This window comes from Phormidium sp. FACHB-592, from assembly GCF_014695795.1.
Lineage (GTDB): Bacteria > Cyanobacteriota > Cyanobacteriia > Leptolyngbyales > Leptolyngbyaceae > Stenomitos.
The window spans coordinates 1-25,381 of the sequence record NZ_JACJOZ010000024.1 but is presented as its reverse complement, the minus strand read 5'-3'; the positions used below and the strand labels follow the sequence as shown (position 1 = coordinate 25,381).

The 25,381-nt window shown below is 49.1% G+C and carries 20 protein-coding genes, 2 tRNA genes and 3 pseudogenes; 12 read left to right on the top strand and 13 right to left on the bottom strand.

The window, feature by feature from the left end; genetic code table 11:
* Positions 1-89 precede the first annotated feature (89 nt).
* The 3 genes from H6F86_RS05430 to H6F86_RS05420 form a co-directional block, all read right to left on the bottom strand.
* Complete coding sequence (locus tag H6F86_RS05430; RefSeq protein ID WP_190447091.1) at positions 90-569, bottom strand: hypothetical protein; 480 nt, start codon at positions 567-569, stop codon at positions 90-92.
* An 86-nt stretch (positions 570-655) separates the two neighbouring features.
* Entirely contained in the window at positions 656-1,186 is a 531-nt protein-coding gene (locus H6F86_RS32085; protein ID WP_242033371.1) for a hypothetical protein, read from the bottom strand.
* Between the two features lie 822 nt (positions 1,187-2,008).
* Positions 2,009-2,818, bottom strand: a complete 810-nt coding sequence (locus H6F86_RS05420; protein WP_190447089.1) for an ADYC domain-containing protein — start codon at positions 2,816-2,818, stop codon at positions 2,009-2,011.
* 386 nt (positions 2,819-3,204) lie between these two features.
* Between H6F86_RS05420 and H6F86_RS32080 the strand changes: the two genes are divergently transcribed.
* Positions 3,205-3,525 carry a hypothetical protein gene (locus H6F86_RS32080; protein WP_242033370.1) on the top strand — a complete coding sequence of 107 codons (321 nt, stop codon included), beginning with the start codon at positions 3,205-3,207 and terminating at the stop codon, positions 3,523-3,525.
* 126 nt (positions 3,526-3,651) lie between these two features.
* Here the strand turns inward: H6F86_RS32080 and H6F86_RS05410 are convergent, their stop codons facing one another.
* Both H6F86_RS05410 and H6F86_RS05405 read right to left on the bottom strand, forming a co-directional pair.
* Complete coding sequence (locus H6F86_RS05410; protein WP_190447087.1) at positions 3,652-3,849, bottom strand: hypothetical protein; 198 nt, start codon at positions 3,847-3,849, stop codon at positions 3,652-3,654.
* A gap of 33 nt (positions 3,850-3,882) precedes the next feature.
* Positions 3,883-4,029, bottom strand: a complete 147-nt coding sequence (locus tag H6F86_RS05405; protein WP_190447086.1) for a hypothetical protein — start codon at positions 4,027-4,029, stop codon at positions 3,883-3,885.
* Between the two features lie 352 nt (positions 4,030-4,381).
* On the opposite strand from H6F86_RS05405, the gene H6F86_RS05400 reads away from it, so the two are divergent.
* From H6F86_RS05400 to H6F86_RS05390, 3 genes are all read left to right on the top strand, one after another.
* A complete protein-coding gene (locus H6F86_RS05400) occupies positions 4,382-4,576 on the top strand; it encodes a hypothetical protein (protein WP_190447085.1) in 195 nt (64 codons plus the stop codon).
* Positions 4,577-4,675: 99 nt separating this feature from the next.
* A tRNA-Arg gene (locus tag H6F86_RS05395) sits at positions 4,676-4,749 on the top strand.
* An 8-nt stretch (positions 4,750-4,757) separates the two neighbouring features.
* Positions 4,758-4,840: transfer RNA gene (locus H6F86_RS05390), tRNA-Ser, on the top strand.
* 378 nt (positions 4,841-5,218) lie between these two features.
* On the opposite strand, the pseudogene H6F86_RS33085 reads toward H6F86_RS05390, so the two are convergent.
* Positions 5,219-5,759, bottom strand: a pseudogene (locus H6F86_RS33085) (isochorismatase family protein).
* A gap of 87 nt (positions 5,760-5,846) precedes the next feature.
* On the opposite strand from H6F86_RS33085, the pseudogene H6F86_RS32070 reads away from it, so the two are divergent.
* Positions 5,847-6,209: pseudogene (locus tag H6F86_RS32070) on the top strand (helix-turn-helix domain-containing protein); the annotation flags it as partial.
* Between the two features lie 52 nt (positions 6,210-6,261).
* On the opposite strand, the gene H6F86_RS32065 reads toward H6F86_RS32070, so the two are convergent.
* From H6F86_RS32065 to H6F86_RS05355, 6 genes are all read right to left on the bottom strand, one after another.
* Positions 6,262-7,095: a DUF928 domain-containing protein gene (locus tag H6F86_RS32065; protein ID WP_242033369.1), complete on the bottom strand. Its 834-nt coding sequence runs from the start codon at positions 7,093-7,095 to the stop codon at positions 6,262-6,264.
* Between the two features lies 1 nt (position 7,096).
* Positions 7,097-9,460, bottom strand: a complete 2,364-nt coding sequence (locus tag H6F86_RS05375) for a CHASE2 domain-containing protein (protein ID WP_190447083.1) — start codon at positions 9,458-9,460, stop codon at positions 7,097-7,099.
* A gap of 97 nt (positions 9,461-9,557) precedes the next feature.
* Positions 9,558-10,832: a hypothetical protein gene (locus H6F86_RS05370; RefSeq protein ID WP_190447082.1), complete on the bottom strand. Its 1,275-nt coding sequence runs from the start codon at positions 10,830-10,832 to the stop codon at positions 9,558-9,560.
* 76 nt (positions 10,833-10,908) lie between these two features.
* A complete protein-coding gene (locus H6F86_RS05365) occupies positions 10,909-12,069 on the bottom strand; it encodes a DUF1822 family protein (RefSeq protein ID WP_190447081.1) in 1,161 nt (386 codons plus the stop codon).
* Positions 12,066-13,433, bottom strand: coding sequence for a sigma-70 family RNA polymerase sigma factor (locus tag H6F86_RS05360; protein WP_190447080.1), 1,368 nt, complete (start codon positions 13,431-13,433; stop codon positions 12,066-12,068). Before H6F86_RS05360 ends, H6F86_RS05365 begins: the two co-directional genes overlap by 4 nt.
* Before the next feature lie 149 nt (positions 13,434-13,582).
* A complete protein-coding gene (locus tag H6F86_RS05355) occupies positions 13,583-14,995 on the bottom strand; it encodes a CHAT domain-containing protein (protein WP_190447079.1) in 1,413 nt (470 codons plus the stop codon).
* A gap of 588 nt (positions 14,996-15,583) precedes the next feature.
* Here H6F86_RS05355 and H6F86_RS05350 point away from each other — a divergent pair.
* From H6F86_RS05350 to H6F86_RS05320, 7 genes are all read left to right on the top strand, one after another.
* Positions 15,584-18,619 (top strand): calcium-binding protein, encoded by a 3,036-nt coding sequence (locus H6F86_RS05350; protein ID WP_190447078.1) that lies wholly within the window; start codon positions 15,584-15,586, stop codon positions 18,617-18,619.
* A gap of 89 nt (positions 18,620-18,708) precedes the next feature.
* The gene (locus tag H6F86_RS05345; protein WP_190447077.1) at positions 18,709-20,175 is read left to right on the top strand and encodes a carotenoid oxygenase family protein; all 1,467 of its coding nucleotides are present in this window, start codon (positions 18,709-18,711) and stop codon (positions 20,173-20,175) included.
* A gap of 72 nt (positions 20,176-20,247) precedes the next feature.
* Positions 20,248-20,724, top strand: coding sequence for a hypothetical protein (locus H6F86_RS05340; RefSeq protein ID WP_190447076.1), 477 nt, complete (start codon positions 20,248-20,250; stop codon positions 20,722-20,724).
* A gap of 90 nt (positions 20,725-20,814) precedes the next feature.
* Entirely contained in the window at positions 20,815-21,342 is a 528-nt protein-coding gene (locus H6F86_RS05335) for a GNAT family N-acetyltransferase (protein ID WP_190447092.1), read from the top strand.
* 12 nt (positions 21,343-21,354) lie between these two features.
* Positions 21,355-22,005, top strand: coding sequence for a DUF924 family protein (locus tag H6F86_RS05330; protein WP_190447075.1), 651 nt, complete (start codon positions 21,355-21,357; stop codon positions 22,003-22,005).
* Positions 22,006-22,304: 299 nt separating this feature from the next.
* Complete coding sequence (locus H6F86_RS05325) at positions 22,305-22,817, top strand: VOC family protein (protein WP_190447074.1); 513 nt, start codon at positions 22,305-22,307, stop codon at positions 22,815-22,817.
* 18 nt (positions 22,818-22,835) lie between these two features.
* Positions 22,836-24,137 (top strand): glycosyltransferase, encoded by a 1,302-nt coding sequence (locus H6F86_RS05320; protein ID WP_190447073.1) that lies wholly within the window; start codon positions 22,836-22,838, stop codon positions 24,135-24,137.
* 103 nt (positions 24,138-24,240) lie between these two features.
* On the opposite strand, the pseudogene H6F86_RS05315 reads toward H6F86_RS05320, so the two are convergent.
* Positions 24,241-24,897 (bottom strand): annotated as a pseudogene (locus H6F86_RS05315) (IS1 family transposase).
* Between the last annotated feature and the right edge of the window lie 484 nt (positions 24,898-25,381).

Genomic DNA, 25,381 nt, shown 5'->3' with positions numbered 1-25,381 from the left:
AAGCGCTTGCACCACTCTCTGGCGGAAGTCATAACTGTAAGCTTTTGCCATAGCAGCGCACCAAGAGACGACTACCCTTAGTCTATGTCCTAGTCGAACTGGCGACAGCTATACCATTGAGCCATGTTTTGACCGGCTAACCAACCTGCCCAGCCTGCAATCACAGAGGCAAGTACAGAGCTAAAGCCAAGGCGAACTGCTGTAAGCGGCGTCATGCCTGTAGTAGCAAAGTACCAAGGTCCGAAGGCTGCGGCTCCTCTAGCAGTTATAGAAGCACTCGTAATTTTGACGATCGCCCGATAGCGCCGCACATGGTTGAGTGGATAAAAGCATAGATAGGTTGTAACGCTCAACAGTAGTCCGTTCACTAGCCCCAGTCCTAAGCCTAAGCTAGCACCAAGCGCTCCTGTCCAAAGAGCAACAGGGATAAAAGCGCAGCCAAAAAGTGCTCCCAGTATACTTCCAGAGATCAGTCCTATCACTGCACTCCGCCAAACAATCTTCCTTGCCAGTTCCAGTCTTGCGATGGCGCTTCGGCTCTTTAAAGGAGAGGCATCGTTAATAGCCATTGCTTTCTTCTGAGCAGGTACGCTTCACTGCTTCATTCTGTCTCAACAGAAGCTATTGATCATTAGTATTGGTAAAGGACAAGTGATTAATTACCGTGCATAAGTTGCAGGATGGATGAAATTGTCATCACTGAGTACGACCCAAACTGGATACTCCTGTTTGAACAAGAATCTGCACGTATCCAGGCAGTTTTAGAGGGTGATCTTGTCACTCGGATTGAACATTTTGGTAGCACTGCGGTTCCAGGGTTAGCGGCGAAACCCATTATTGATTTATTGGTAGGGGTGCGCTCACTTGTAGAAGCCAGACAAATTGCAGTTGTACCGCACTCTTCATGGAGATCGCCTGCCTTGTACTGTTTGAGCAACCGCTCAACCTGTCGAACGTCTTTGAAACCAAGTGCTTTCTGTACAACTTGTTTACGTTTACGTTTGATTGTATTGTGGTGCGACTTCGCCACCCATTCGATCAGGGCATATCTAAACTTGGGGTCATTTGAAAATCCAACAATGACGGATTCGATTTCTGTAGAGTCAAAATCATCAGAGACTCCTACATAGTCGTCAAGTGTATCAAGCGTTTCGGTCAAATTGAGGAAAGCATTGCTAGAACTCATGCTGCAATTACCTCAAAGAAGCTAATTAAGACGATTTATGTACGACAAGCGTAGTGCAAATCGACTCAAACAGCGACATCGATCGTGCGAATTCTATATTTCTATTTTTTAAGCTAGTAGCGACCTCAAAGGTGCGAATTGGCAAGTAGCGGCCTCAAACGTGCGACAAGGATTTGCACTGCTGTTGCATTGGCAAATCACTAAAAGGTTTGCTGCTAAAGCGCTCTAGAAACTCCCTGGTGTGTCGATATCAACGTGCGACTACGACATTCAGCGAGCGCGTGTACATCTCTTGTTGCAGCTCAGCCTCCATCGGTTTCGCCTCTCCATGTGGAACTGTCAGAGGGTCGTGGTTAATTGCCCCGCGCAGCAGAAGGGCGATGCGAGCACCTCTACGTGTTGCTGAAATCACTTCTACTGAATTGAAGACAGGTCGACCTAGACCAGCGGGCGTATCCATGCAGAAAGTTACGGTTTCAATGTGTCAAGAAACTTAGAGCTGACCATGTAACCTAATTTTGCTTGCTTGATGCGTTTGCTTATGCTGATCAAGACCTTATTGCGGCGAAAAGCTAGACACAAAGAAAACGGCCGTTTTTCTAGCTGTTGTATTTACAGGAGATAAAAATCTTGTGGCATAAGGATTTCAGCCAAAACTGTAACTCTCTGTTCAAATGTGCCCACTAGTCCGTCATCATTAACGACCATTTTGTCTCCGCTGCTAGACAAAGGCGGTTTTGGCTAGCAGTGTATCCGTCGGATGGAATGGTGTTGCAAGCTGTGTATAAAGCTGCCAATCAACCTTTATCTGAGCGATCTGTCCTAAGGATTCCTGAGTACCGAGTCATTCAACAACAAGGCATTCGGATACCTTTCCAGCGCTTGTGCAGGTGTGATGGTTTGCTTTGCTTCTTTACCTTTGAATGCCAATCGTTCAGGGCAGACTCGTTGGACGTACTCCAAGTCCTCTGGCCATCGCAAGTGATTAATGAAGTGTGCGCCGTCTACTCCCCATGCTGCCTCAAACTGCATTCCTGGTAAAGCGTCTGATGTTTGGATTCTCAAGCGATCGTACATATTGATGGGTGTTCCATCCTTAGTGTGACCGATACCATTGCCACAGTAATCAGCCCGCACCATCCGTACACAAGCCCGGTGATGATCCTCAAGCGATTGTCCATCCACTGTTTTCCAGGGTTTGTAGCCAAAACGAACACACTTAGCCATTGCTCCATTCAGGCAGCTAAACGACACCAGGTTTTTGCTCGGCTGATAGGTACCTGTGTCATCCCACGACCCTTGCAACGCGATCGCTTTCGCCTCATAGTTCTCACTGGTTTGACAAAGATTTTGCCAGGTTTGCTGCTGGTCACGGTAGAAGATGGTGTAGAGAGCCGTTTCCTTTTGCGGGTCTTTGGTATCAAGCTCAACACTGCGGATTTGAAAGGTCTGTTGGCGTCCTTGATCGTCCAAACCAACCAGTTCAGTGTGCTCAAAATTCGAGTTTGTTAGTGGAACGGTTGACTGGCCTTGTGAAAAGCTCAGTAGAGGCGTCAACAACTGAGCCAGGATCAGACTGCTGCTGGCTCCCAGTAGACCGAAGAAACACCGCACACGTGACAGAGATTGCATACGCATAGTGATTGAAAGAAGGATAAGTGCTGAGTCAGTATTAAGTGAATGAGTAGTTGGAGCAGATGGGTAGATGAGCCAGAGGGAATTGACGCATCTACCCTCTACTTAAGCTGTCAAACAGTTAGCGTTGGCGGCTCTACTTAACACCAACTAAGTGACCGCCTTCAACTTGGATGCTGCTAAAGCCAGTGCTGGATAGAGTTAACCCCGTTTTTGAAGCAGCTTGGGGAACAGTATCTTGGCTAGCTTGACCATTGTAAATTAGCCCCTTCAGAGTTAGCCCATTTGAGCTCAATCCGTTTAAAGTGACACCATTTGAAGTCAATCCGTTCAAGCGAATGCTATGTATAGATGCACCATTTGAAGTCAGCCCATTCATGTGAATGCCATTGAAGGAAAGCCCATTGAAAGAAGTCCCATTAAAGGAAGTCCCATTAAAGGAAGTCCCATTGAAAGAAGTCCCATTAAAGGAAGTTCCATTAAAGGAAGTCCCATTAAAGGAAGTTCCATTAAAGGAAGTCCCGTTAGTGGTAGGAGCAGCTTCACTTTTAGCAACTGGAAGAGACGCGATGCTGAGGGTCGTTGCAATAGCGGTGAGGATCAAAGTTTTCGTATTCATCAGTCAAGTTCTCCTATTAGAAATGAGGTTGGGTGTATTAAGCGGTGTTGCTCATAGGTTTAACAATGGGGAGCGATTCTCCTAGGGAGACGCTACGCGAACGAGAAGAGCTAGAAAAATTCATGCACGGTGAAAAAAGCTTTTCATTGACACTAAAAAGTCAATTTTTAGAGCAGCTAAAGATAGACTGCTGGAGATGACGCTAGCTTGATCAATGAAAGAGTCGCCGCTCAAGCAAATAGGTCGATCGCGTTTGAGGGAAATGTTCTAACACAGGTATATACCGTTGCTGATGGCACTTCTCTAGATAAGTGACTTGATCGACTTGGGCCTTGGCAGTAATCGTTTGAGAAGACAATGTTGGTTCAAACTTAAACTGACCCAGTCGGTGAGCGTAAAGTAATGTCATGGTAGTGCTGGCTTCATGATTGAATGTTTTGCTTTAACTCTCAGCCGGAAACCAGTGGCAAACTAACTTGTTATCAATGGTGAACCACTTTGCCATTGATCCCCGTGCTTTAGAGGATGGAGTGACAGATTCTGGTTGGCAAGGTTTCAAGCTAGGGTTGTCGATCGTTAAACTGTTCATGCTTTGTCTCCGTGAAAGGGTTCAAAAGTGAGTTGTAGCGGACTTGTTCTATTCACGGTTCATCTGTTAAAAGTATGCAGATGGAACCCTGCCTGCCCGACACAAGTGCCTCAAAGCCCTGCTCTGTAAGCAATCTGTTATCTACCGCGTTGACCCGACAGTAATTGTGCCATCACGGGGTCGAGCCGACATACGAGCAAAAAAGTGCAACATAGGCTGGAAAGTCCTGCCCACACTGAGCTGTAGAGACTAGATCGCAGTGCGGCTCACTATTAGGACTTCTGCTTGTGCGACAGAAGGGCAGTGGCAGCATGAGGGTTCTAGCGGTGCCTTGCAACGAAGGAATCGGCTTTTGAGCCCTGTGACAGTGGGAGCCTTTAGTCCAAAAGCTGTCCAGCGGTCAAACGAAGGGCAGGTGAAATCTGTACAACGCGAGTTGTTCTGGTGCACGCGGTATTGGGCAGAAGTTGACAACTTACGCGACAGGGATGCCAAGCTGCGAGAGCCATGTGTGTTTGTCAATGTAGCCACGCTACCAACGGTTTGATTGATAACGTTATGGAGAGTAACCCGATCAGGCGATCGGCACTGTTTGCTAAACAGATGGATGAACAATTGTGGTTCGACTCCACTGCTCTCCGCCTTTGAGAACGTGGTGTCACTGGATTGCATCTCAGCTTACGAACCTGAGGGTTGAGAGTTCAAGTCCCTCCGTTCTCGTCACTTGTGGAGGATATTGCTAAATGGTCGGCAACTAGTCTTGAAAACTAGGGTGGTCCTTGGGCTAGAGGTTCGAGTCCTCTATCCTCCGCCTGCGTGGGAAGTTGGTGAAGCTGGTGCTCACGTGCCGCTGAACGCTATCGAAATGAGTCACCTCCCATTGCTTTATGCGTCCCCCTCTCGCCAGACGCATAAAGCAAGATTCGTATCACCAACAACGAGCAGAAGGCAATGAACTCGCGTTTCTTTAAATTACTGTTGAAGATGATCTCATCCTACTGTTCCGCATGACCCAGGTCGCCCAGGAGAAACCTGTCGCATCTCACCGTTTTGCAAGTCGTTGACGTTGGTGGCGATCGCGCTATTGACGCATACCATGCGCCGTCTTATAGCTGCGACAAAATAAATTGGTGATCACTAAATGTCAATCTAAGCGAAGAGAAATTGTTATATCTAAACAAGCTCAAACTCAACGGTAAAGATAACTTTTGCAAAAGGCATTGCTGGTGCTGCCATAAAAGCTCATGAACTTCGGCAGCCTTAGCTGTTTTACCTCGGTATTCCAGGTCTCGCGTTGCACAAGCATCATCAATGACAATGCACTGAAACCCAAAGTTAAAGACAGCGCGGGTGTAGCATCAATGCACATATGGCTCATCGCACCACAAAGGACCACTTCTTCAACTTCAATCTCTTTGAGGTGCTGTAGTAAATGAGTATCTCTAAAACTGTTGGGAAAATGTTTCACAATAGTAGTCTCGACTGGTTGAGGAGCTACACTTTCGTGAATCTCAGATCCTCGTGTATCGGGCAAAAAATGTTGCTCCTGGTTGCTTTGAGCTGTGTTGGACATGAACAATCGGAGATTGCTTGTCTCGAAACTTCTGTAGAAGCTTCTGAGCGTTTCTTGAAGCTTGTTTTACACCAACAAGTTCGAAATTTCCATCAGGGAAATAATCATTTTGAATGTCAACGAGAATCAAGCCCTGTTTCACATTAGTTCCTTTCATCAGACCGTCCTTTGTTGCTGTTTGTGTTTGTACTTCTAGCAAAGATGGCTCACTGCTTTTTCTAGCTGTTGCTTCAATAGCCTGAGTATGAGCGAGACATCCAGATATTTCAAGTACGTACAATATGATTGGAAACTATCAAAAAGTATCGTTGAGGACTCAAAGCCACAGAAACAATACATGTGTCCGGTAGAAGCCCTTGTCAATATCATTGGGGGCAAGTGGAAGCTGCCAATTCTCACGCTCTTCTTTCAAGAAACTAAACGCTATGGAGAACTGAGGCAGCCTCTTCCTGGCGTGACTGAGCGGATGGTGACCATGCAGTTACGAGAACTAGAACGCTCTGGTATCGTTCAGCGGAAGGTGTATGCCGAAGTTCCTCTAAAAGTAGAATATTCTCTAACTGCTCTGGGACACAGCTTAGAGCCTGTTCTACAGGTCATGTTGAGTTGGAGCGAGAGGTTATCCATAAAACTAAGACAGGCCTGGGAAAGAGGTATGTCTACTTCTCCGACGCACAGCAGGGAGCAATTGGTGCGGCTGCGGCTGCTTCCAAATCAACCTGACGGAGTAGGTCAGACCAGGCGCGGACGATCGCAGAATCGATGGATTGCTTTCCTTGCACTTGCAGCCCCAATGTAGTCAGCGCGTCATACCAGATGCCGTTACTGGCGTAAGCGGTGGCGCGATCGAGCGGCGTTTTGGCTGTTGCGAGTTGGCGCTGTAGCTTGGCGGAGGGTGTGATGCGCTGAATGCCACCGCTGAAAATGATGGGAGCGTCAATGCTTGGGTCAGCCTGAGTGTTGCTGTCGCCTGAGTTGCAAAAGAGCCTGATTTCCCACCGATACGGTGTATTGGCTTGCAGCGGGGAAGCACTAGCGGGAATGGGTAGGCTCAGGACGGCTGGTGGCGTATTGGGGGGAATTTGAAATGTCAGGCGGCGGCTGGTTTTGTCAGTTCCATCTTGTAAGGCCAGGACAACTAGGGCACCGTCTTTAATGCCTTCAGGGGTATGGAACCAGAACGTTGGACGAGCGGCAGTAGTTAGTCCCCAGCGAACATTTTTGCTGCCAGCGGCGAGTGGCACCAGTGGGATCGGCTGTTCTTCAGCACGATCAGTATTACAGCCTCGGCCCGCACCACCTTGACTGCGCCCACTGCCCGGATCTCTGACAATGGGCGGTGGCGGCAGGGCAGCAGGGGGTTCAAACTGAATGGCGACTAAGGCTGGAGCGGCGATCGCGTTGGTCTGCGATCGCGTCATTTGAGTGGGACTGAGGGCAACAACTAAGGCTAGAGTCGATGCGGCCCCAATGCTTGCATAGCTTCGGTGCATGTTAATCATGGGATAGTTCTGGTTTAGCTAAAGTAGCCGTTAAGAGCGCCACAGCGGTGCTAGTCATCAACAGGGCAATCATGGGTGGAGTGAGGGGAATCCATCCACCTTGAATCAAACATATCTGACACAGAACAATGAGAATGCCGATTGCTATCCCGACGGTAAGGATCAAAAACTCCAGCCGTCGAAACTGCCAGGCAAGGGCACTACCTATCAGTGCCCAGCCCGCGAGCCAGATCGTTTCAACCCAGGTAGACCAGACCCATAGCAACGGACGTTGATCGAGTACAGCACCGAGGATTTGGCTGATCATTTGGGCGTGAATTAGCACTCCAGGGATGCGATCTGTGTCTGTTTTACCAAACGGCGTTGTCCAGTAGTCGCCGCTGCTGTGGGGGGCAGCAATTCCAATCAACACAATCCGACCGTTGATCGCGTTGGGATTAATTTGGTTCGTGAGTACCTGCGCTAGAGTTGCCTGTTGAGCAAGATCGCGGGGGGAGGGTGCGGCACGATAGTTGAGCAAGATCTGTCCACTGTTGGCAACGAGCGCTTGATAGGCACCCGTGCGGCTTTGCAGTTGTCGAAAAACGGTGTTGCCAAACTGCAAATCGTTTTGACGCGTTACGGTGGCTTGAATGCCTTGCGCTTCCAGATAGTAGTTGGCGAGTTGCACGCTGAAGGCATAAGCAGCCGTACAACGGGAACTTGGATTCGCTGGCAGAACGAGCAAATGGCGGCGCACCACTCCATCGGCATCGCGCACAAAATCGCTGAACCCCAGGTGGCTCTCTGGCACTTCGGGAGGCGGTAGAACGCCGATCGGGTCGCTTTTGGCAGCGGGGCGTTTGCACACCGCGAACAGGTGGTTCTGTTTCAGCCGTGTGGCGAGTTCGGGGACATCGGTAGCCGCATCGCGGTAGAGATCGAGTCCGATCGCGGCAGGCTGGTGTTGTTCCAGTTTCTTCAGCAATTGGTTTAAGGTGCGATCGGAGATGGAACCGCGACGCATCTTTTCACCTTCTGCCTGAATATCTTGTTCTGTGATGGTGATAGCTAGAAGTCGGGCATCGGGCGGTTCAGCAGGACGCGACTGCATCAGGCGATCGAAGCTCCATAGTTCTAGCGGCTGCAACCAGCCCAGCAACCGTGCTCCAGCAACCAGACCCGTTACCACCAGGCTGCTGAGTAGAACTGTGCGTAACTCTTGACGAGTAGGCAAGCGCAGGGGAGACGATCGCGCGCCACGCCAGTCTTGCCAGGTCAGTGGCACCTCAGCGGGATTCTGACAAAGGACGGGGAGCCAGGTGGCACAGGGAAAGTCGGTTTCTAAAGCTTGCAGTTTTTCTCGTGCTTCACGCACAGCGGTATACAGTGATGCTCCGCCCGCAAAAGCAGTGAGAAAATGCTTCAGAAACTCCTGCGCCACGCGATCGGGTACGGGTTCACGCATCACGATGACCTGGGGCAAATGCAGATCTGCCAGATCTCGCGCCAGTCCTAACCCATCACAAGAGTTAAAGATTGCCAACTTCAACCCGTGAGCGATCGCTGTTCGCAGGGCAAACTTTAACTGACCGATCGTCAAACTCTCCGTTGCATTCACAGCAATGCTTCCCGCTCCCTGTTGTTGCCTGTTTCCCTGGCTCGAACTATGTCCGGCAAAAAACAGTATGTCCCAACCTGGTTCCCAAAGCTGTTCATTGAGTACGCTGGCGTTTGGCTCCACCAAAAACTTGATTTCGGCATTGGGCAATTGTTGCAACACCTGTCGATCTCTAGCAATGTCAATGCCCTCGTGGTTGCCTAAAATCGCCAAAATCCTGACCTTAAAGCGGGGTTTTGTCGCTACCGCTTTTGTCGAGCGGAGGTACTCTGGAACACTCAACGCCATTTCTGCATTGAGGTAATCATCCAGAAACGACCAGAGGCACCAGGGCAAGCGTAACAGGGTTGCGTCGTCGGCAACGATAATGAACCGGATGTGATCGGCAGGTTTAAGCTGCGTTCGTAACTGGCGATCGATGTGCCGAAACGTTTCCACGTTCAGCCATTGATTGAGGGCAGTCTGCAAGTCCTCGCAAAGCTGATGGAATTCGGTTTGAGAAATATGAGTCAGGTCATCTTCATCGACTTCAAAAGTCAGCGATCGGGTGCTAGAACGCCATCCTTTACTGGCATATAGCGCTTCATACAGGGTCTGCCAGCGTTGGTACAGTGCTTCTAGCTCCGGTGCAGCAGGCAAGCTTCCCGTGAACTGCATTGGGTTGGGACTGTCTTCATCCCACAGTTGAGCAATCACAGTCGGTAAACCGTGCTGCCAATCTCCGTTTCCCAAATTTAGAACAACGAGGTAGCGCATGGGGAGCAGATGGGAGTGATTGGAAAGTGAAAGGTGGGGATTAAAATTCTATTGAAAATTCAATAGAAAAGCGCTTGAAGGTGAGCACATGGAAGTGTTATACGCCGAGTGAGTATATAACTTTGCTGAATCCATTCTGAATGATTTTCCAGTTACCGCCTTCTTCACCACGAATTAATGGATTACTTTCGTTGTTTTGATATATTGCTCTTATCCAAATTTCTTCAACTTGCGACGCATTTTGCCTGGAAAACTCTAAACAGACCTGAACATGAGAGGCTGCAGCCGCCTTATCTTCAACAGATTTTATTTCATATGATAATAAATTGATATGCCCAAAGTCTTGCTTTACTTGACCTGCCTTTTTTCCAAGAGGGGTACTTACAGAATCTAGTAGAGTTTCCGCCATCTTGCCATATCTTTTCTTGCTCCAGTTTTCGATGAAATCGGCGACTGCTCTCTCCGGACTGCCCTCTGGCATAGATAATGAACTGGAATTTGGCAGATGATCAAGCTGTTCCAGTTTTCGGGGCTGCCATTGTTCAAGAATCTGCTTTGTTTGTGCATTTTCGGCAAGCTGTTTCAGTAACGCAGACCAGCTAACTTGCTCTTTGGGCTTTGGGTATTTCTTACCATCTGCAATTGAACCCGCCCAATCTCTAACAGCAAAAAGTGTAGACCAACATTTAGCAGCGACTATCTTATTATCGAAGGCGAGTTCCCTTCCATGAAGGATGCCATGCCGGAATGGAATTGTTATCTCTTCTTCGTTAGTTTTGTTTCTGCCCCTTCCCAGAAGCTTTGCTAGAGATTGAAGACCAGTTTCATGAGCGGCAATGGAATCCCAAGCCGTTACGTCGCTGTTTTCAGCAAATAAACCAACGTGTTTAGAAACGTCATTGACTAAACCATCTGTAAGACTAATAACTAGGGGTATACAAGCGTGATATCTCTCTGCAAGATAGTCATCTTTAGCAAGTTCGATCAATCGCAGACGTTTTCGGCAATCTGGATGACCATTGAAGCGAAGTATTGTCCATTTCAATGTTTCTTCGTCGTAATGATCTGCAAGGAATTTTTCAGCATCCTCAGCTCCTACTGTCTCAGCAATTTCGATTGCTCGTCTCATTGCATCAATGTTGAGAGACTCGTAAGCAATCCAGCCTAATGACGCAAAAGTTTCATTAAACTGATCCGGCAAGAGAAGTATTTCAGCTTGGCGCTTAATCTCAGAAAAATCAGAAAATATTTCACTGAGTTTTGGACATAACCGATTTGCCCAAGGAACAAACTTATACAGACTTTCTAGGCTTTCCATAGCGCGAATCTGATTCAGCAATTCCTTAGTTGAAGGATTATCAACAATCTTCACTTTGGCTTCCTTAACTCAACTTCCTCAACATTAACTCAAGGCTTAATAACCAGTACAAGTGAGCTGATTCCCATTTCTAAACAACAAAGTCTTCGCCGATTACAGTGTTATCGATCGCCACTTGTAACCTGAACTGAGTCTCGGGTGGACACTTGAATCGTTTTAACTGAATCACGTTGTCTCGATCGCGGGCTTGAACGGCTTGAATCGTTTCGCCAGTTGCAGATAGTAGGGTTAGGCTTAACGTTTCGGGTAGGCAGACAGAGGGATCGAGCGGGCGAAGTTGAGATCGGATGCTTACTCGACCATCCGCTTCTGGTTCCACGACAACTAGCAACAGGGTGTCCTGGTCAGGAAGCCGCAACCGCTTTGCTCTACGGATGGATCGCTGCGTGCGGTCGTCCTTGCGGACGTTGAAGGCCTCGGTTACCATACCCAATTCTTCCAGTGTTTGCCAGCTTTCGTCAAAACGGTTTTGCAACCACTGACTGAGGTTCGCAAGGGTGCGAGTGATGGTGGCTGAAGACAGTTCGCTGCGACGCGATCGACCTAGCCGTTGTTGCCAATCATCCTTTGCGATCAAAGCAGCCCAAAGGTGAAAGGGAATTTCTAAGCGGGGTTGCAGCACAGCTGGATTTGACAGGCGTTGCAGCAGGTTTTCTGCCTGAGCAGCGGGCAACGGGGACAGGGGCGCAATTTCTGTCCTGGTCAGTTCGTTCGGAAACTGACGCACAACCCACAAGACGCTCAGATCTTGCACCAAATCATAGGCATCCAGAACATAGGTGCGCTGGTTTCCATCGTAGGTGCCCAGGGTCTTGAGCTGAGCATGGGTGGTGTATGCCCAAATGTGAAGGCACAGATCGTCCGGGTCTACCTGCACCGCCAGATAGTAGTCGCCGGCCCATGCGGGAAGATCGATCCACTCCTGCGGCACCTGGAGTTCGCTGGTGTCAACAGTTTTGTCTGGAATGAGAATAAGCCGCTGATCGCCGAGGTCGATCGCGGTGCCTCTCACCAGTTCTCCTAAAAGCGGTACAGCACCAGACCAGGCAGATGCTTCTGGGGTGTGTTCTGCTTGCAGCCACGGCAAAACCGTGTTCAGGCAGACTTGATTTAAGTAGGTGTTCCATTGGGTTAAGGGATTTGAAGCAGATTGGCTGTGCTGCCAGGACTCTTGATGAATCTCTGGCGGAATCTCCAGCCTCAACTCAGTTAAGGTATCGGGTAAGCTCATAGGTATTCCTGGGAGAAGTCGCGATCTGGCGAGGTTTTGCCTGCATGGGAGTCATGCACCTGGTAATGAATCTGCAACCACTCCTCTAAAATGGCGCTCATAGACTTAACCACGGCGGAGGTTGGTGAAATATGCAGCGTCTCCTGGCTCCAGTGAGTCAAAGCGAAGAGTAACGTTTCTCGCGCTTTGGTGAGTTTGCGAGAGACGGTGTATTGCTGCACGGCGAACTGTTGAGCAATTTGCTGCTGAGTCAGTCCGGCTTGATAGTAGTGTTGCAGTAGCTCCTGCATGGTTGGATCGAGCTTCGCCAAAGATTTCTGAAGCACAGCGTTAATTTGATGTTGCTGAGCCTGACGAGCCTGCGTCTCTTCAGCATTGATTAGATCTGCCAGCAACGAATCACGATCGCGATCAGGCACGTCATCCTGAAGTTCACCTGCATCCTGCCCTGGCTTGGGTGCGTTCAGAGACGTAACGCGAGGGTACAAATATGCGCGCACTCGGCTCACACAAGACAATAGCCAACGCTCTAACGTCTCAGGGGTGCAGTCCGCACCGGGTGATGTAAGCTGCTGGCGTTGTTGGTTGTAACGATCGGTGATCGCGGTCCAGGTTGGGCGATCCGGGGCAGCAAGCTGGCGCAGTCCCGGTGCTTTTCGAGGCAGATAAACGGCTTCAAAACACGTCCACGCCAACAGATAGCGATCGATGTCATCACTTCCCAGTCCAGCATTTTGCAGCGCTTCTGTTAGTTGCTTTCGGCTCAGCTTCAGCAGCAAGCCCCAATCGTTACAGCGGTCTGCCTCTCGACGACGGCGCAAGTCATCGCGAATTGTGTTGCTGAAGGCTTGACTGGCGTAGGTTTTGAGGCTGGGCAGTTGATCAGAGTCGAACGCGTTAAGAACTTTGGGCACCGCCACGATCGCGACCTGGAAGCAGTCCGACAACCGCTGCTGGGACTGGTGCAACTGAGCCACTATCCTTTGTGCGCTCCAGTAGCAGGACTCTTGCAGGTAGGCAGAGAGGTGGTTGAGGGAGAGAGGTGAGGGGTGTAGGGTATGGGGTGTGGGGTGTGGGGTGAATGTCCCCGTGCCTCTGCGTCCCCGGACCTCTGCGTTCCCAGATCTCTGCGTCCCTGCATCTCTGTGTCTCTGTGTCTCCCTGTCCTCCCCTGCTTCTTGACGCCAGCGTTTGTGCCAATACGTGACCCAAACCTGCTCAGAGGCAGTTGCTTCGTCAGGCTGCTCCAAGCGAGACTGCATACTACGGCGTAAGCGAGCATCCGTCGCCCAGCCACGAAATGTATCTTCCTCAAATTGCAAGAAGGTGGAAAAGATTTCGAGAAGGGTTTGACGCGATCGCATAGGACAGGATGGGGAAAGGAGGCAGGGGCGGCGGCGGTAGGGGAAGCGAAGGGAGGCAGGGGAGGCAGGAAAGCAAGGGAGGCAGGAAAGTTTTGAGTTTTGCTTCCTACTCCCTACTCCTCAAATCCTGGCTCCCAATCTTCTACCTTTTACCAGGGATTGCCAATCAACGTAAACGCTGCCCAATAATAGGGGTGGTCTAGGTTCGCTCCTTCAACTGTTACGTCTGGTGGTGGGGAACCAGCATCTCCAGTTCGCAGTGCCAGATTTTGATTCAAATTTGCCTGTTTTTTGAGCAAAGCAAGTTGCGCCTGCCGTAACGCCTCTGCCTTGATGGGTGCGGTTTTGAGATGACGGTAGAGTTCGGTCATCAGTACCAGAGTGCCTGCGTCGCTGACTGACCAGAGGCTGGCGATCGCCGCTCTGCTGCCCGACTGCACTGCAAGGCCAGCAAACCCCAGTTCGGCTTCAGGATTGCCCAACGCTGTCTGGCAGGCACTCAGTACCAGCAACTGCACGATTGGAATCCGCAATTCCAGATCTCTAAATTGAGTGAGATGCAGCCGCTGCCTCCAAAACTGAATGTAGGACTGATTCGCCGCTCCGGGCAAAAATTCGGCGTGGGTTGCTAGATGCACAATGCCATACGATGTTGCGGCACGTTGAGCTTTCAGGTTAGCAACGGTGAAGTCCTGATTCAGCAGCGATGTGCCCTGCCAGAGGGTGCGAGTAATCGCCGTTAGTTCAACTGGAACTGCTGGAAGCGGTGAATGATCCTGAAATTCGGACGCTCCCATTGCTAAGACTTTCGTTCCCTGGAGGCTTGCGGGGTGTCGATCGACCAGGTTGAAGGCCGGAATCAGCCCCAAACTGTATTTCTCAACCAAGAACTGTTGTCCATCGTGGAGTGCTGCCATTGGCAAACTGCGTAACCCCGTTCCCAGGCAGAGGATGAGCGTATCGACTCTTTGTGCCTTTAACGCTGGCTCTAGTGGTGTAATCAGCCACTCATGCAACTGTTTTGCTGCGGGTAGATAGTCGTTTGGTTGGGATGCCGCATTCACTACTTCGGTTCTGAAAGTTTTGGCAACGCGAAGCAATTCCTCTCGATTTGCTGCTGCAATGCGGTGATGCACTGGTTTGGTTCCAGGCGTTACCAAAATTAGCTCCAGGTGATTGGGTGTGGGAATGGCATAGATCAGGGCTGTTTTCTTGCCAGTAGAGCGGTGCAGTCTGTCGAGCGATCGCACGATCTGCTCAGGTTCTAGATATTGGATCGTAAACTTTCCCCCGTAATACTGCTCAAACTGGTATTTCCACCCCAATTCCACCTGACGAATCGCTCCTGAAACGTCGTTCTGATCAAGCATCTGTATCAGTTGATTAACATCCAGGCGTGATGCGGCAGACATTGCAGGTGCTGGTGTTGCACCGGAAGCAGCAGGCAAAGCAGATGGGGCAGGCATTTGGGCGATCGCCGCTCGGTCGATCGAAACGATTGCTCCTCCCGACGCAGCACCTACTACCAGTGAGATCAATAAAGATAGCCTCAAGAGATTCATGGCGTTTAATCTTGAACTCAGTTAAACAAGGGCGATCGCTCACACGCGTCCACTTCTCACATTAGAAGATTCTGCTGCATTAGAAAAACTATTCTGCTGTATCAGAAAGATTGCAAAGGGGTTTCTGAAAGAACCCATCACAAAAGCATTTCCATGTTTTGCTGGTGAGGCAATTGGGTCTTTCTCTTAAAGAAAGAATGTTGATGGAAGACAGCAATGAGGTGATGAGCATTTCTCTTCACACGCTTGTCATCCTGTCTTCGGGTATAGATTCAGCACGCATTGGCTAATCCCGGATATTTCTCACTCTTCTACTCTCTCGTCATCCTGCTTTTTCTAGCACAACCAGTAATGGCGAACCATTTCAACAAATTTGGTTGCCCTTTGCATAAGGCGCAAAACTCCAACGTGTAATTGTGAGTTGGTCAATCATCTGGCGTGATGAGCCGATGAGCAAACCAATGGCACCAATCATTCATGCCGTTCAGCGAAACGTTTTACCGCTCAGCAACCCACATTTTCTCAGCTTTCCTGTCAATCAATTCTCACAATTTACAAGCTTACTCACAGAATTAAGGAGAAACGATCATGGCGATTTCTGCCATCTTTTCAGCAGCGCAGGGTATCTTAAGCATTTTTGGTGATTCACTGGATAACACTGTTACCGTCAGCCGCGATGCTGCTGGCACCATTCTGATTAACGGCGGTGCTGTAACGATTTTTGGCGGTACTCCGACGGTTGCTAACACCACTTTGCTACAGGGTTTTGGTCTGGCAGGCAACGACCAGGTCATACTTAACGAAGCTAATGGCGCTCTACCTAAAGTTAATTTGTTTGGCGCTATTGATAATGATGTGTTGGCGGGTAGTTCTGGAGCTGATCAACTTTTTGGAGAAGACGGTAATGATACGCTTCTCGGTCAGGGTGGAAATGATTTGCTGTTTGGTGGTGATGGAAACGACGTTCTGACAGGTGGCGATGCTGATGACCAGATGTTTGGTCAGGCGGGCAACGATCGTCTGATCTGGGATCCCGGTGATGACACTGATCTCTTTGAAGGCGGTGATGGCATTGATACTGCTGAGGTGAATGGGGGTAACGGCGCTGAAGCTTTTACCGTAAATGCAAATGGCACACGAGTGCGCTTTGATCGCGTCAATCCCGCACCCTTCAGCATCGACATCGGCACGACAGAAAGCTTAGTGATTAATGCCAATGGCGGCGATGACACCATCACCGCCGGAAATGGACTTGCCGCTTTAATCTCGATCGTGGCTGACGGTGGCGCAGGCAACGATACCATTCTGAGCGGCGATGGTACGGACGTGTTATTCGGTGGCGATGGCAACGACATCATTGATGGTAACCGAGGAAATGACGTTGGGTTTTTGGGCGCAGGCGACGATGTGTTCATTTGGGACCCCGGTGATGGCAATGATGTCATTGAAGGTCAGTCCGGTCTCGACACGATGCAGTTTAATGGCAACGCTGCCAACGAAAACATCGATATTTCTGCCAATGGTGAGCGTGTTCGCTTCTTCCGGGATATAGCCGCGGTAGTGATGGATCTGGATGACGTCGAGCGCATCAACTTTGAAGCGTTGGGTGGTACAGACAACATCATCGTCAACGACCTCAGTGGTACAGATACGCAGCAGATCAACCTCAATTTGGCAGGAGCGCTGGGCGGTGCTGCTGGCGATGCTCAGGTAGATACCGTGGTTCTCAATGGCACGAATGGCGCAAATGCGATCGACGTACTGGGACAAAACGGCAATATCAACGTGAGTGGTTTACCTGCGCTTATCAGCCTTCAGAAAGTAGAGGGGATCGATCGCCTCGTGATCAATGGCAATGGCGACAACGATACCATTTCTGCTGCCACTCTCGTTACTCCAGTCAATCTCACCATTGATGGGGGTGCTGGGAATGACATCCTCATCGGCAGCAACCTTGCAGATGTCTTCCTGGGTGGTGATGGTAATGACTTTGTGGATGGGCGTAGGGGGGATGACGTTGCTTTCCTGGGTACTGGGAATGATGTTTTCCTGTGGAATCCTGGTGATGGCAATGACACGATCGAGGGTCAAGCTGGCATCGATGAAATGCTGTTCAATGGCAACGCTGCCAACGAAACCATCGATATTTCTGCCAATGGTGGACGTGCCCGCTTCTTCCGAGATGTGGCGAATGTGGCGATGGATACGAATGATGTGGAACGCATCACTTTCAATGCCTTTGATGGACGCGATACCATCAATATCAATGACCTTAGTGGCACCGATGTTAACCTGATTCGGCTTGATGTGAGTGGTGGTCCTAACGTGCCATTGGAAACCAGTTCTGATCAAGTTACCGTCAACAGTACGGTTGGAAACGATACCATCGCGATCGCAACTGTAAATGGTGAAATAGTCATCTCAGGACTGTCCGCCCAGGTGCAAATTGCAGGCATACGTGCTGGATTCGACAACTTGACCATTAATGGCTTGGCGGGTAACGACGTGATTGATGCCAGCAAATTGGCTGCCAACTTGTTCCAGCAACGCTTCCCTGATGGTAGGCTCACGCTCGATGGTGGGGATGGCACCGATCTATTTGTCGGTAGCGCTGGAGAAGATGTTTTTCTGGGCGGCAGGGGCAATGATGTGGCGCTGATGGGTGCTGGAGACGATTTGTTTGTCTGGAATCCTGGTGACGACAACGACGTTCTTGAAGGACAGGCAGGCTTCGACACAATGTTTTTCAACGGTGCCAATGTTAATGAGAACATTGATATTGCTGCTAATGGCTCTCGCATCCGTTTTTTCCGTGACGTTGCCAATGTCACAATGGATCTGAATAATGTTGAAAACACTCTTTTTAGAGCATTGGGTGGAGCAGACAACATTGTTGTCAATGACCTTAGCGGTACTGATGCTAAGCAGGTCAACATTGATTTAGCGGGCTTAATCAACGGCGAAACGGGCGATGGTCAAACCGATATAATCACCATTCAAGGTACCAACGCGCAAGACCTTATTCTGATTAGCAGTGTAGGCAGTTTTGTGAATGTGACTGGATTATCGGCTGTCACGAGAATCCGTCAGGCTGATAACGATGTTCTAGTGATTAACGGCAATGCGGGTGATGACGCGATCGATGCTAGCAGTTTAACCACCACAACCCTGCGGTTGACACTTAACGGTGATAACGGCAACGACACTATCTGGGGCGCAGCGGGTAACGACAGTCTCAACGGTGGTGCTGGTCATGATCTTCTGATTGGGGGGTTGGGCACCGATACCTTAAGCGGGGGGAATGGCACCGATCGCTATCGGTTCAACAACCTCAAGGAAGGCGGTGATATCCTTGCGAACTTTGGAGCGAATGACTTCATTCAACTCAGAGCCAGCAACTTTGGCGGTGGTTTGGTCGCGGGTCAGGCAATCTCCAATAACCAGTTCCGAGTGGGTGATGCGGCTCAAGATGCTAACGATCGCCTCATCTTCAATGGCAGCACCCGTAGCCTGTACTTTGATGCTGATGGCCTTGGCGGGGCAGGACAGACATTAGTTGCTACTCTGTCAGCCAATGTCCCAACAAACATCGGCGTAAGCGCTACCAACATTCAGGTGATTTGAGCAGATCGTGGTTACGATTCTAGCGATCGCTCCCTGATCCCTCTCAATCCTCACATTTCCATCAATTAATTCATCAAAGGGATTATGCAATGCTTTCTACAATGTCCTCTGCTCAACTGGGGGTGGAACTAGCTTTTACCAGTCTCAATTCTGAGGTTGAAATTGATGATTTGCCCATAGAAGGTAACATTCCCCGCTGGCTTAAAGGAAGTCTGTTTCGCAATGGTCCGGCTAAATTTGAGACTGGTCAAGCGAGCTACAATCACTGGTTCGATGGTCTGGCGATGGTACACCGCTATTCGTTCCGAGACGGCCAAATCGCCTACCGCAACCGTTTTCTACGCACGTCTCCCTACACTCAAATGATGTCTACCGGGCAGCTTAGTTCCGGCTTTGAGACGGTTCAGCCAACCTCTTTAGGCAAACGTATCCTCAAGATGTCTTTAGAGATGCTCGGTCAGAAAACGGGACAGACTTACAACACCAATGTTAATGTGATTTGCTTAGCCGATCAATTTATGGCTCTGACTGAGCAACCTGTACCCACGGTTTTTGATCCCATCACGCTTGAAACTCGGGGAGCCTTTTACTTCGATGATACTCTCTTTGGGCATCTCTCATGTGGGCATCCGCAGTATGACGACCAACAGCAGGAATACATCAATTACGTCACTTGTTTTGGACCCATCAATACCTATAATCTTTATCGGGTTAAGGCAACGAGCCGCCAACGGAGCTTAATTGCAAGAATTCCGGTGCGATCGCCCTGCTATATGCATAGTTTTGCTGCCACTGAGAACTTCATCATCCTGGTCGAATTTCCGCTGGTGGTGAAATCGCTCCCAGCTATCTTTGGGGGAAAAGCGCCGATGCAATGCTTGAGTTGGGAACCTCGGCGTGGCACTAACTTTCGGGTCATTCACAAGCACAGTGGTGATCAGGTTGCTCGTTTTCAAAGCGAAGCATGTTTTGCGTTCCATCACATCAATGCCTATGAAGAAGGCAATGAAATTGTGGTTGATCTTGCCGCTTCTGACCAACCAGATTTGATGTACAAGTCGTATCTCAAACCATTAAAGTCTGCGACCCGGTCTAAGGATCATCCACTTGCAGAGTATCGACGCTACCGTTTACCGCTCCAAAAGCCTTCTTGCAAGGCTGAAGTTGGTTATGAATTGCTCTCTGAGCAGTTGATTGAAATGGTTTGCATCAACCAGGGTCGTTGTCGTTCACGAGACTACCGCTACGCGTATGCCGTTAGCCATAACCGCAACTGGCCAACTCTAGTCGGTCAACTAGTCAAAATTGATGTAAAAAATTGCAGCGATCAAGCATGGTTTGAGCCAAACACCTATCCTGGTGAACCCCTCTTCGTGGCTGCTCCTAATGGCACTGCTGAAGATGACGGGGTAATCCTTAGCGTCGTGCTGGATGCCGCCAAAGAGCGATCGTTTCTACTGGTACTTCACGCACAATCGTTTAAAGAATTAGGACGTGCTTATTTGCCCCATCACGTTCCACTTGAGTTTCATGGCTTGTTCGTGGAAGAAATTTGAACGTTTTACATCGAACAATACGGTCAGTTTGAGCGAGCTTGCACCGTTTAATCAATCGAACCCTTACTTACTATGATTCATCATCTTTCCATCACGGCTCATAATCCTCAGCATGTTGCCCAGATTCTAGCAGAACTGCTTCAGGGAGAAGCCTTTCCGTTTCCTGCTGCTAACTTTCCCGATAGTTACGTTGCCGTTCCCCTTGACTCCTACGGAACGACTATTGATGTGCATCCGTTCAACACTGAACTTGTCCCTGGTTCTGGCGAGAATGGCTTTCAACTTAAACCAAACCCTGATGCATCAATTTATACGGCTACTCACGCTGCCATTTCAGTACCAACTAGTGAGGAGCAAATCTGCGAGATCGCGGCTCGTGAAGGTTGGCGAAGTGTCAAGCGGAGCGGCTTTTTTGATGTGATTGAAGTTTGGCTCGAAAACCGTGTTTTGATTGAATTATTACCCCCTACATTCGCCGATCAATATCTTGCTTTCATGGAACCACAGGCATTAAAGCGATTCCTGGCAGCCAAGGGTACTGTTAAGTGAATAGACACAGTTCATCACACAAACTCAAAAGGGTATTAATGATATCTAGCTACTGACCCCAACAGGATCTCAACTAATTTGATTTATCTCATGGCATATTTACTTCACACTGAACGATTAAACCTGTGTCCTTGCCAGATGAGCGATCTTGATGCTGTCTACCAATTATGGAGTGAGGCTGCTGTGAGACGATTTCTCTTCGACGATCGTCAGATTTCGCTAGAGGAAGCGAGATCATTCATTGATGCAAGTATAGTAAGCTTTGCCAAACACGGTTATGGAATCTGGCTCTTCTTTGAGCATCAGAACAGCCATCTGGCAGGCTTTTCAGGACTGCTGAATAACTCACAAGAGCTACCAGGTATTATCTTTGGCACCCAACCTCAATTTTGGAGGCGTGGCTATGCCAGAGAGGCTACGGTTTCAATATTTCGTTATGCATTTGATGTGCTTGGTTTAGAGAGCATAGTGGCAGATGTTGATGAATCTAACGAAGCTTCAATTCGAACACTTGAGGCATTGGGTATGTCGCGAACTCGAAAAGCGCTCGTCAATGGACACCCTTTGCTTTACTACGAAATGCAATCAAGCGCACTGTTAAACAGGAAATTTAATTAAGGAAGCTTTGTGATGAGTATCAAACAATTTGAGGATGTGCTGCGATTCTGGTTTCCTGAGCAATTGGATAGTGATCAAGCGACGCTAGTGCGACAGTGGGAACGATGGTTTCGTGGCGGCATGGATGCTGCCATTATCGAGCGTTTTCCATCACTGCTGGAGCAGGCAACGCGGGGCGAACTGGATAACTGGTCGCAAGAGCCACGATCGCGGCTGGCATTAATTCTCGTTCTTGACCAGTTCTCACGCACGATCCATCGGGGACTGGCTCAAGCATTCGCACAGGACGAGAAGGCTTGCTCACTAACGATCGAAGGGATCAACGGTAGTCATTATACGGCACTTGAAACTCCCTGTGAAAAGACCTTTTTCATCCTGCCACTGGGACATTCTGAGCAACTCAGTAACCTGAATCTAGTGGTCACGCTTGCGGATGAGTTGGTGCAGGAAGCACCCCAAGAGCAGCGTGCGTTGCTGGAGTTTTCTGCCGCGCAAGCATGCCGACATCGAGATATTATTTTTCAATTTGGACGACATCCTCACCGCAACGAGGTTCTAGGGCGAGAATCAACGCCAGAGGAACTAAAATACCTTGCAACTGGACAACTCGTCCATACCCGATCGATGCCACCCTACCTGTCGAAATTTCTCTCCAACCGCTGATACCGCTAAACTATTCTGCTTTTCAACCGCAAATCAGCTTATAGAGGGCAATCTCCCAGTACGCTTTCAACTAGAGTGTTTCACGTTTTCCATCTCAAAAGACCTTTGTTTAGTTACTGCTGTAGAAGTCCTAATCATTAGGAAACGACTGTAGTGGTTTAGCGCCTAGCCATCAGCCGCCAGCTTAGACGTGAGAGCTGAAAGCTGAGAGCTAACCGCTGAAAGCCAACTCAGCAGAACTTCCAAAAAGTAAATAGGGTCGCTTAGCTACTTCTTAAATCATCAACTTTAGGAGCGAAATGATACCATTTCAAGTACGAGAAATCCATCACATTGCCCTGGTCTGTAAAGACATTGATCGAACGATCGATTTTTACACCAACATTATGGGGTTTAACTTAACCAGAGTTCACACCTTATCAGATGGGGGCAAGCACTATTCATTTGAAATGAGTCACGGTATTGAAATAGCATTTTTCTGGTTTCCCAACGCGCCTCAAACCGCACCAGGCATTGCTTCTGTGAAACCGGATGCGTGGCAAACAGGGAATATTACCACTGCTCATGCATCGATGCATCATTTGGCGTTCACGGTGCTGTTAGAAGCACTCGAAGAGTACCGAAACCAGCTTGAGACAAAGGATATTTTTGTCACTCCAGTGCTGCATCAAAAAGCCGCTCGCTTTGGTCAACAGTCTGAATCCGACAATCCCTCAGCGACCGCGTCATTCTATTTCTTTGACCCCAACGGCATCTTGCTGGAGTTTGCAGCCAATGTCTGTGAATCAAGCAATCTCATATCACAAATCTAGAAATTGGAGAGAAAAAATATGGCTCGTTTTCTACTTGGAACAATTCCGGTCATTGGGCATGTCAGTCCGGCTGTACCAATGGTGCGTGAATTAATCAAACGGGGACATGAGGTGTGTTGGTACACTGGACAAGCGTTTCAAACCACCGTTGAGCAAGCGGGAGCAAAATTTGCACCCATTCGGAGCTGGCTCGACTATTCAGATTTAAAGAATGTTCCTGAATCCGTAATGAAGCAACGTGACGGGATTGAAGGCGTGGAACGGCTAAAATTTGACCTGAAGAATTTTTTCATCGATCCGGCTACAGGGCAAGTTAAGGATCTTTTAAACCTTCTATATGAGTTTCCAGCCGATGTTTTGATTGCCGATTCCATGTTTCTAGGAATGGCATGGATAGCAGAACAAAAACAGCTACCCTGGGCAGAGTTTGATTCATCGGCTTTAGCCTTGAGTAGCTGCGATACAGCTCCCTTTGGTTTGGGGTTGCAGCCTAGCAACACTTTATTTAGATGGCTGCGAAATCATGGTTTAAGGTGGTTCTTTCAACAAACGGTGCTACGGCAGCTAAGAGCTTATACCAACAATGTGCGATCGCAGGTAGGGCTGCCTCCTAGCCCCGTTTATTTCTTTGATCGCATGTCTCCTTTTCTCTACCTGTGTCCCTGCATTCCAGAGTTTGAATATCCCCGTAGTGATTTACCACCGCAAGTTCACTTCATTGGACCTTTGCTATCGCAACCAACCGCAGAGTTTACGCCTCCCCACTGGTGGGATGAACTGAACGGCAATCGACCTGTCATTCACGTCACTCAGGGCACGATCGCCACAAATTTAAACGACTTGCTGGTGCCAGCGTTACGTGCGCTAGAAACTGAGGATGTCCTTGTGGTTGCAACGACTGGTGGAGCCGCAACCGACACACTCACCCTTCCGTCACTGCCTGCCCATGTCAGAATTGAACCATTCATACCCCATGCTCAGTTGTTGCCGCATGTAGATGTGATGATAACGAATGGCGGCTACAATGGGGTGCAAATAGCCCTGGCGCATGGCGTTCCTCTCGTTGTAGCAGGGCAAACTGAAGAGAAACCAGAGATTGCTGCACGGGTGGAATGGGCGCAAGTAGGCATTAATTTGAGAACTGGAACGCCTACTCCTGCACAGATTCAGAAGGCTGTTAAAACACTGCTGGTAGATTCTAGCTATCGTACTCGCGTTAAGCAGTTGCAAACCCAAATGCAACAGTATAATGCGCCTGCCATCGCAGCAAATTTGATCGAGCGATTAGCAGAGATAAAGCGACCTGTACTGAATACATGATGAGTGAACTCATGCAGACTCAAATTCTCAGCAAAGAAAAAATTCGAGCCTTGCTGAATGGCAGGATGAATTAGGTGGGAACTGGAACATCCCAGAATTTAAGCTAGTGCAATAACAATCGAACCACATGTCTCAGCATGTCCTCAGCTTTGGAATAACACAACGTCTTGCGTTGCAACCGCGCTAGATAGTGCCGCAGTCGTGTGTTTTCCCCCTCAATCCGCGTCATGTACGTCTTGCTGATCATCTGGTCTCCAGCAGGAATGAACTCTGGGTAGACCGACCAACCATCAGTGACGTAGAAGTAACATTGCCACGTTGCCACGATTGCCCATAAGGGTGCAAAAGTCTTGCTGCTGTGGTCTCCTAACTCCTACCCTAGAATGCCGGGTCGGAAGTGATCAACGGCTGTCCAGAGCCAGATTTTGTTTTTTCGAGCCGACAAACGTTTCGAGTGCATCGAGTGCTCCAACTTCAGGAACGGCATCTAGAGCATCACTGTCGGGGAAGTGTGCCCCGACTTGCTTGAGCCAGGAGATGACCGTAGTGTGATGACCCCTTTGACTCTGTCAATGGCTTGAAAGCCCATGCTATTGACCGACATCTTCAAGCACTCTCGCTTCACATCATCGCTAGAGTCGGGCGGTGGCGCATAGTGATCCAGGCATTGACAGCGGCAATCCACGCAGATGTGATTTTGCTTGCCTCTTCGCTTGCCATTTTTACGAATATGAGTCGAGTTGCATTCAGGACATTGCATCAGGATTGACCTCAGTTCATCCCTCTACTCTGCAACGCCAGAATTCGTCTGAGCATAGCGATGAATTATAGCGGTGTGCAAGTTTGCTCAGTACACTGATAGGGAACAGAATAAACCGATTTCCCCTGCTTCTATGAGGCCTTACGCCTGCGACTTACGCCAAAAAAATGTAGACCTTTACAACAACGGTGAAGGCTCAATCCGTCAATGAGCATACCGCTTTGCTGTCAGCCCCGACTGCGTACACCGACTGCTGAAGCAAGAACGTGAAACCCATAGCCTTGCTCCTAAAGCCTCTGTGGGTGGTCTCAAACCAACCTTACAATCGCCGCAGCAGCAAGTGCTTGAACAATTGGTGCAAGCGGATAAGCGATGCCACACTGCCACAACTGGCAAGTCGCTTACAGCAACAAACTCAACTCCAGGTTCGTACCAGTACAATTAGCCGAGCACTCAAGAAATGGGGGCTAACGCGACAAAAAAA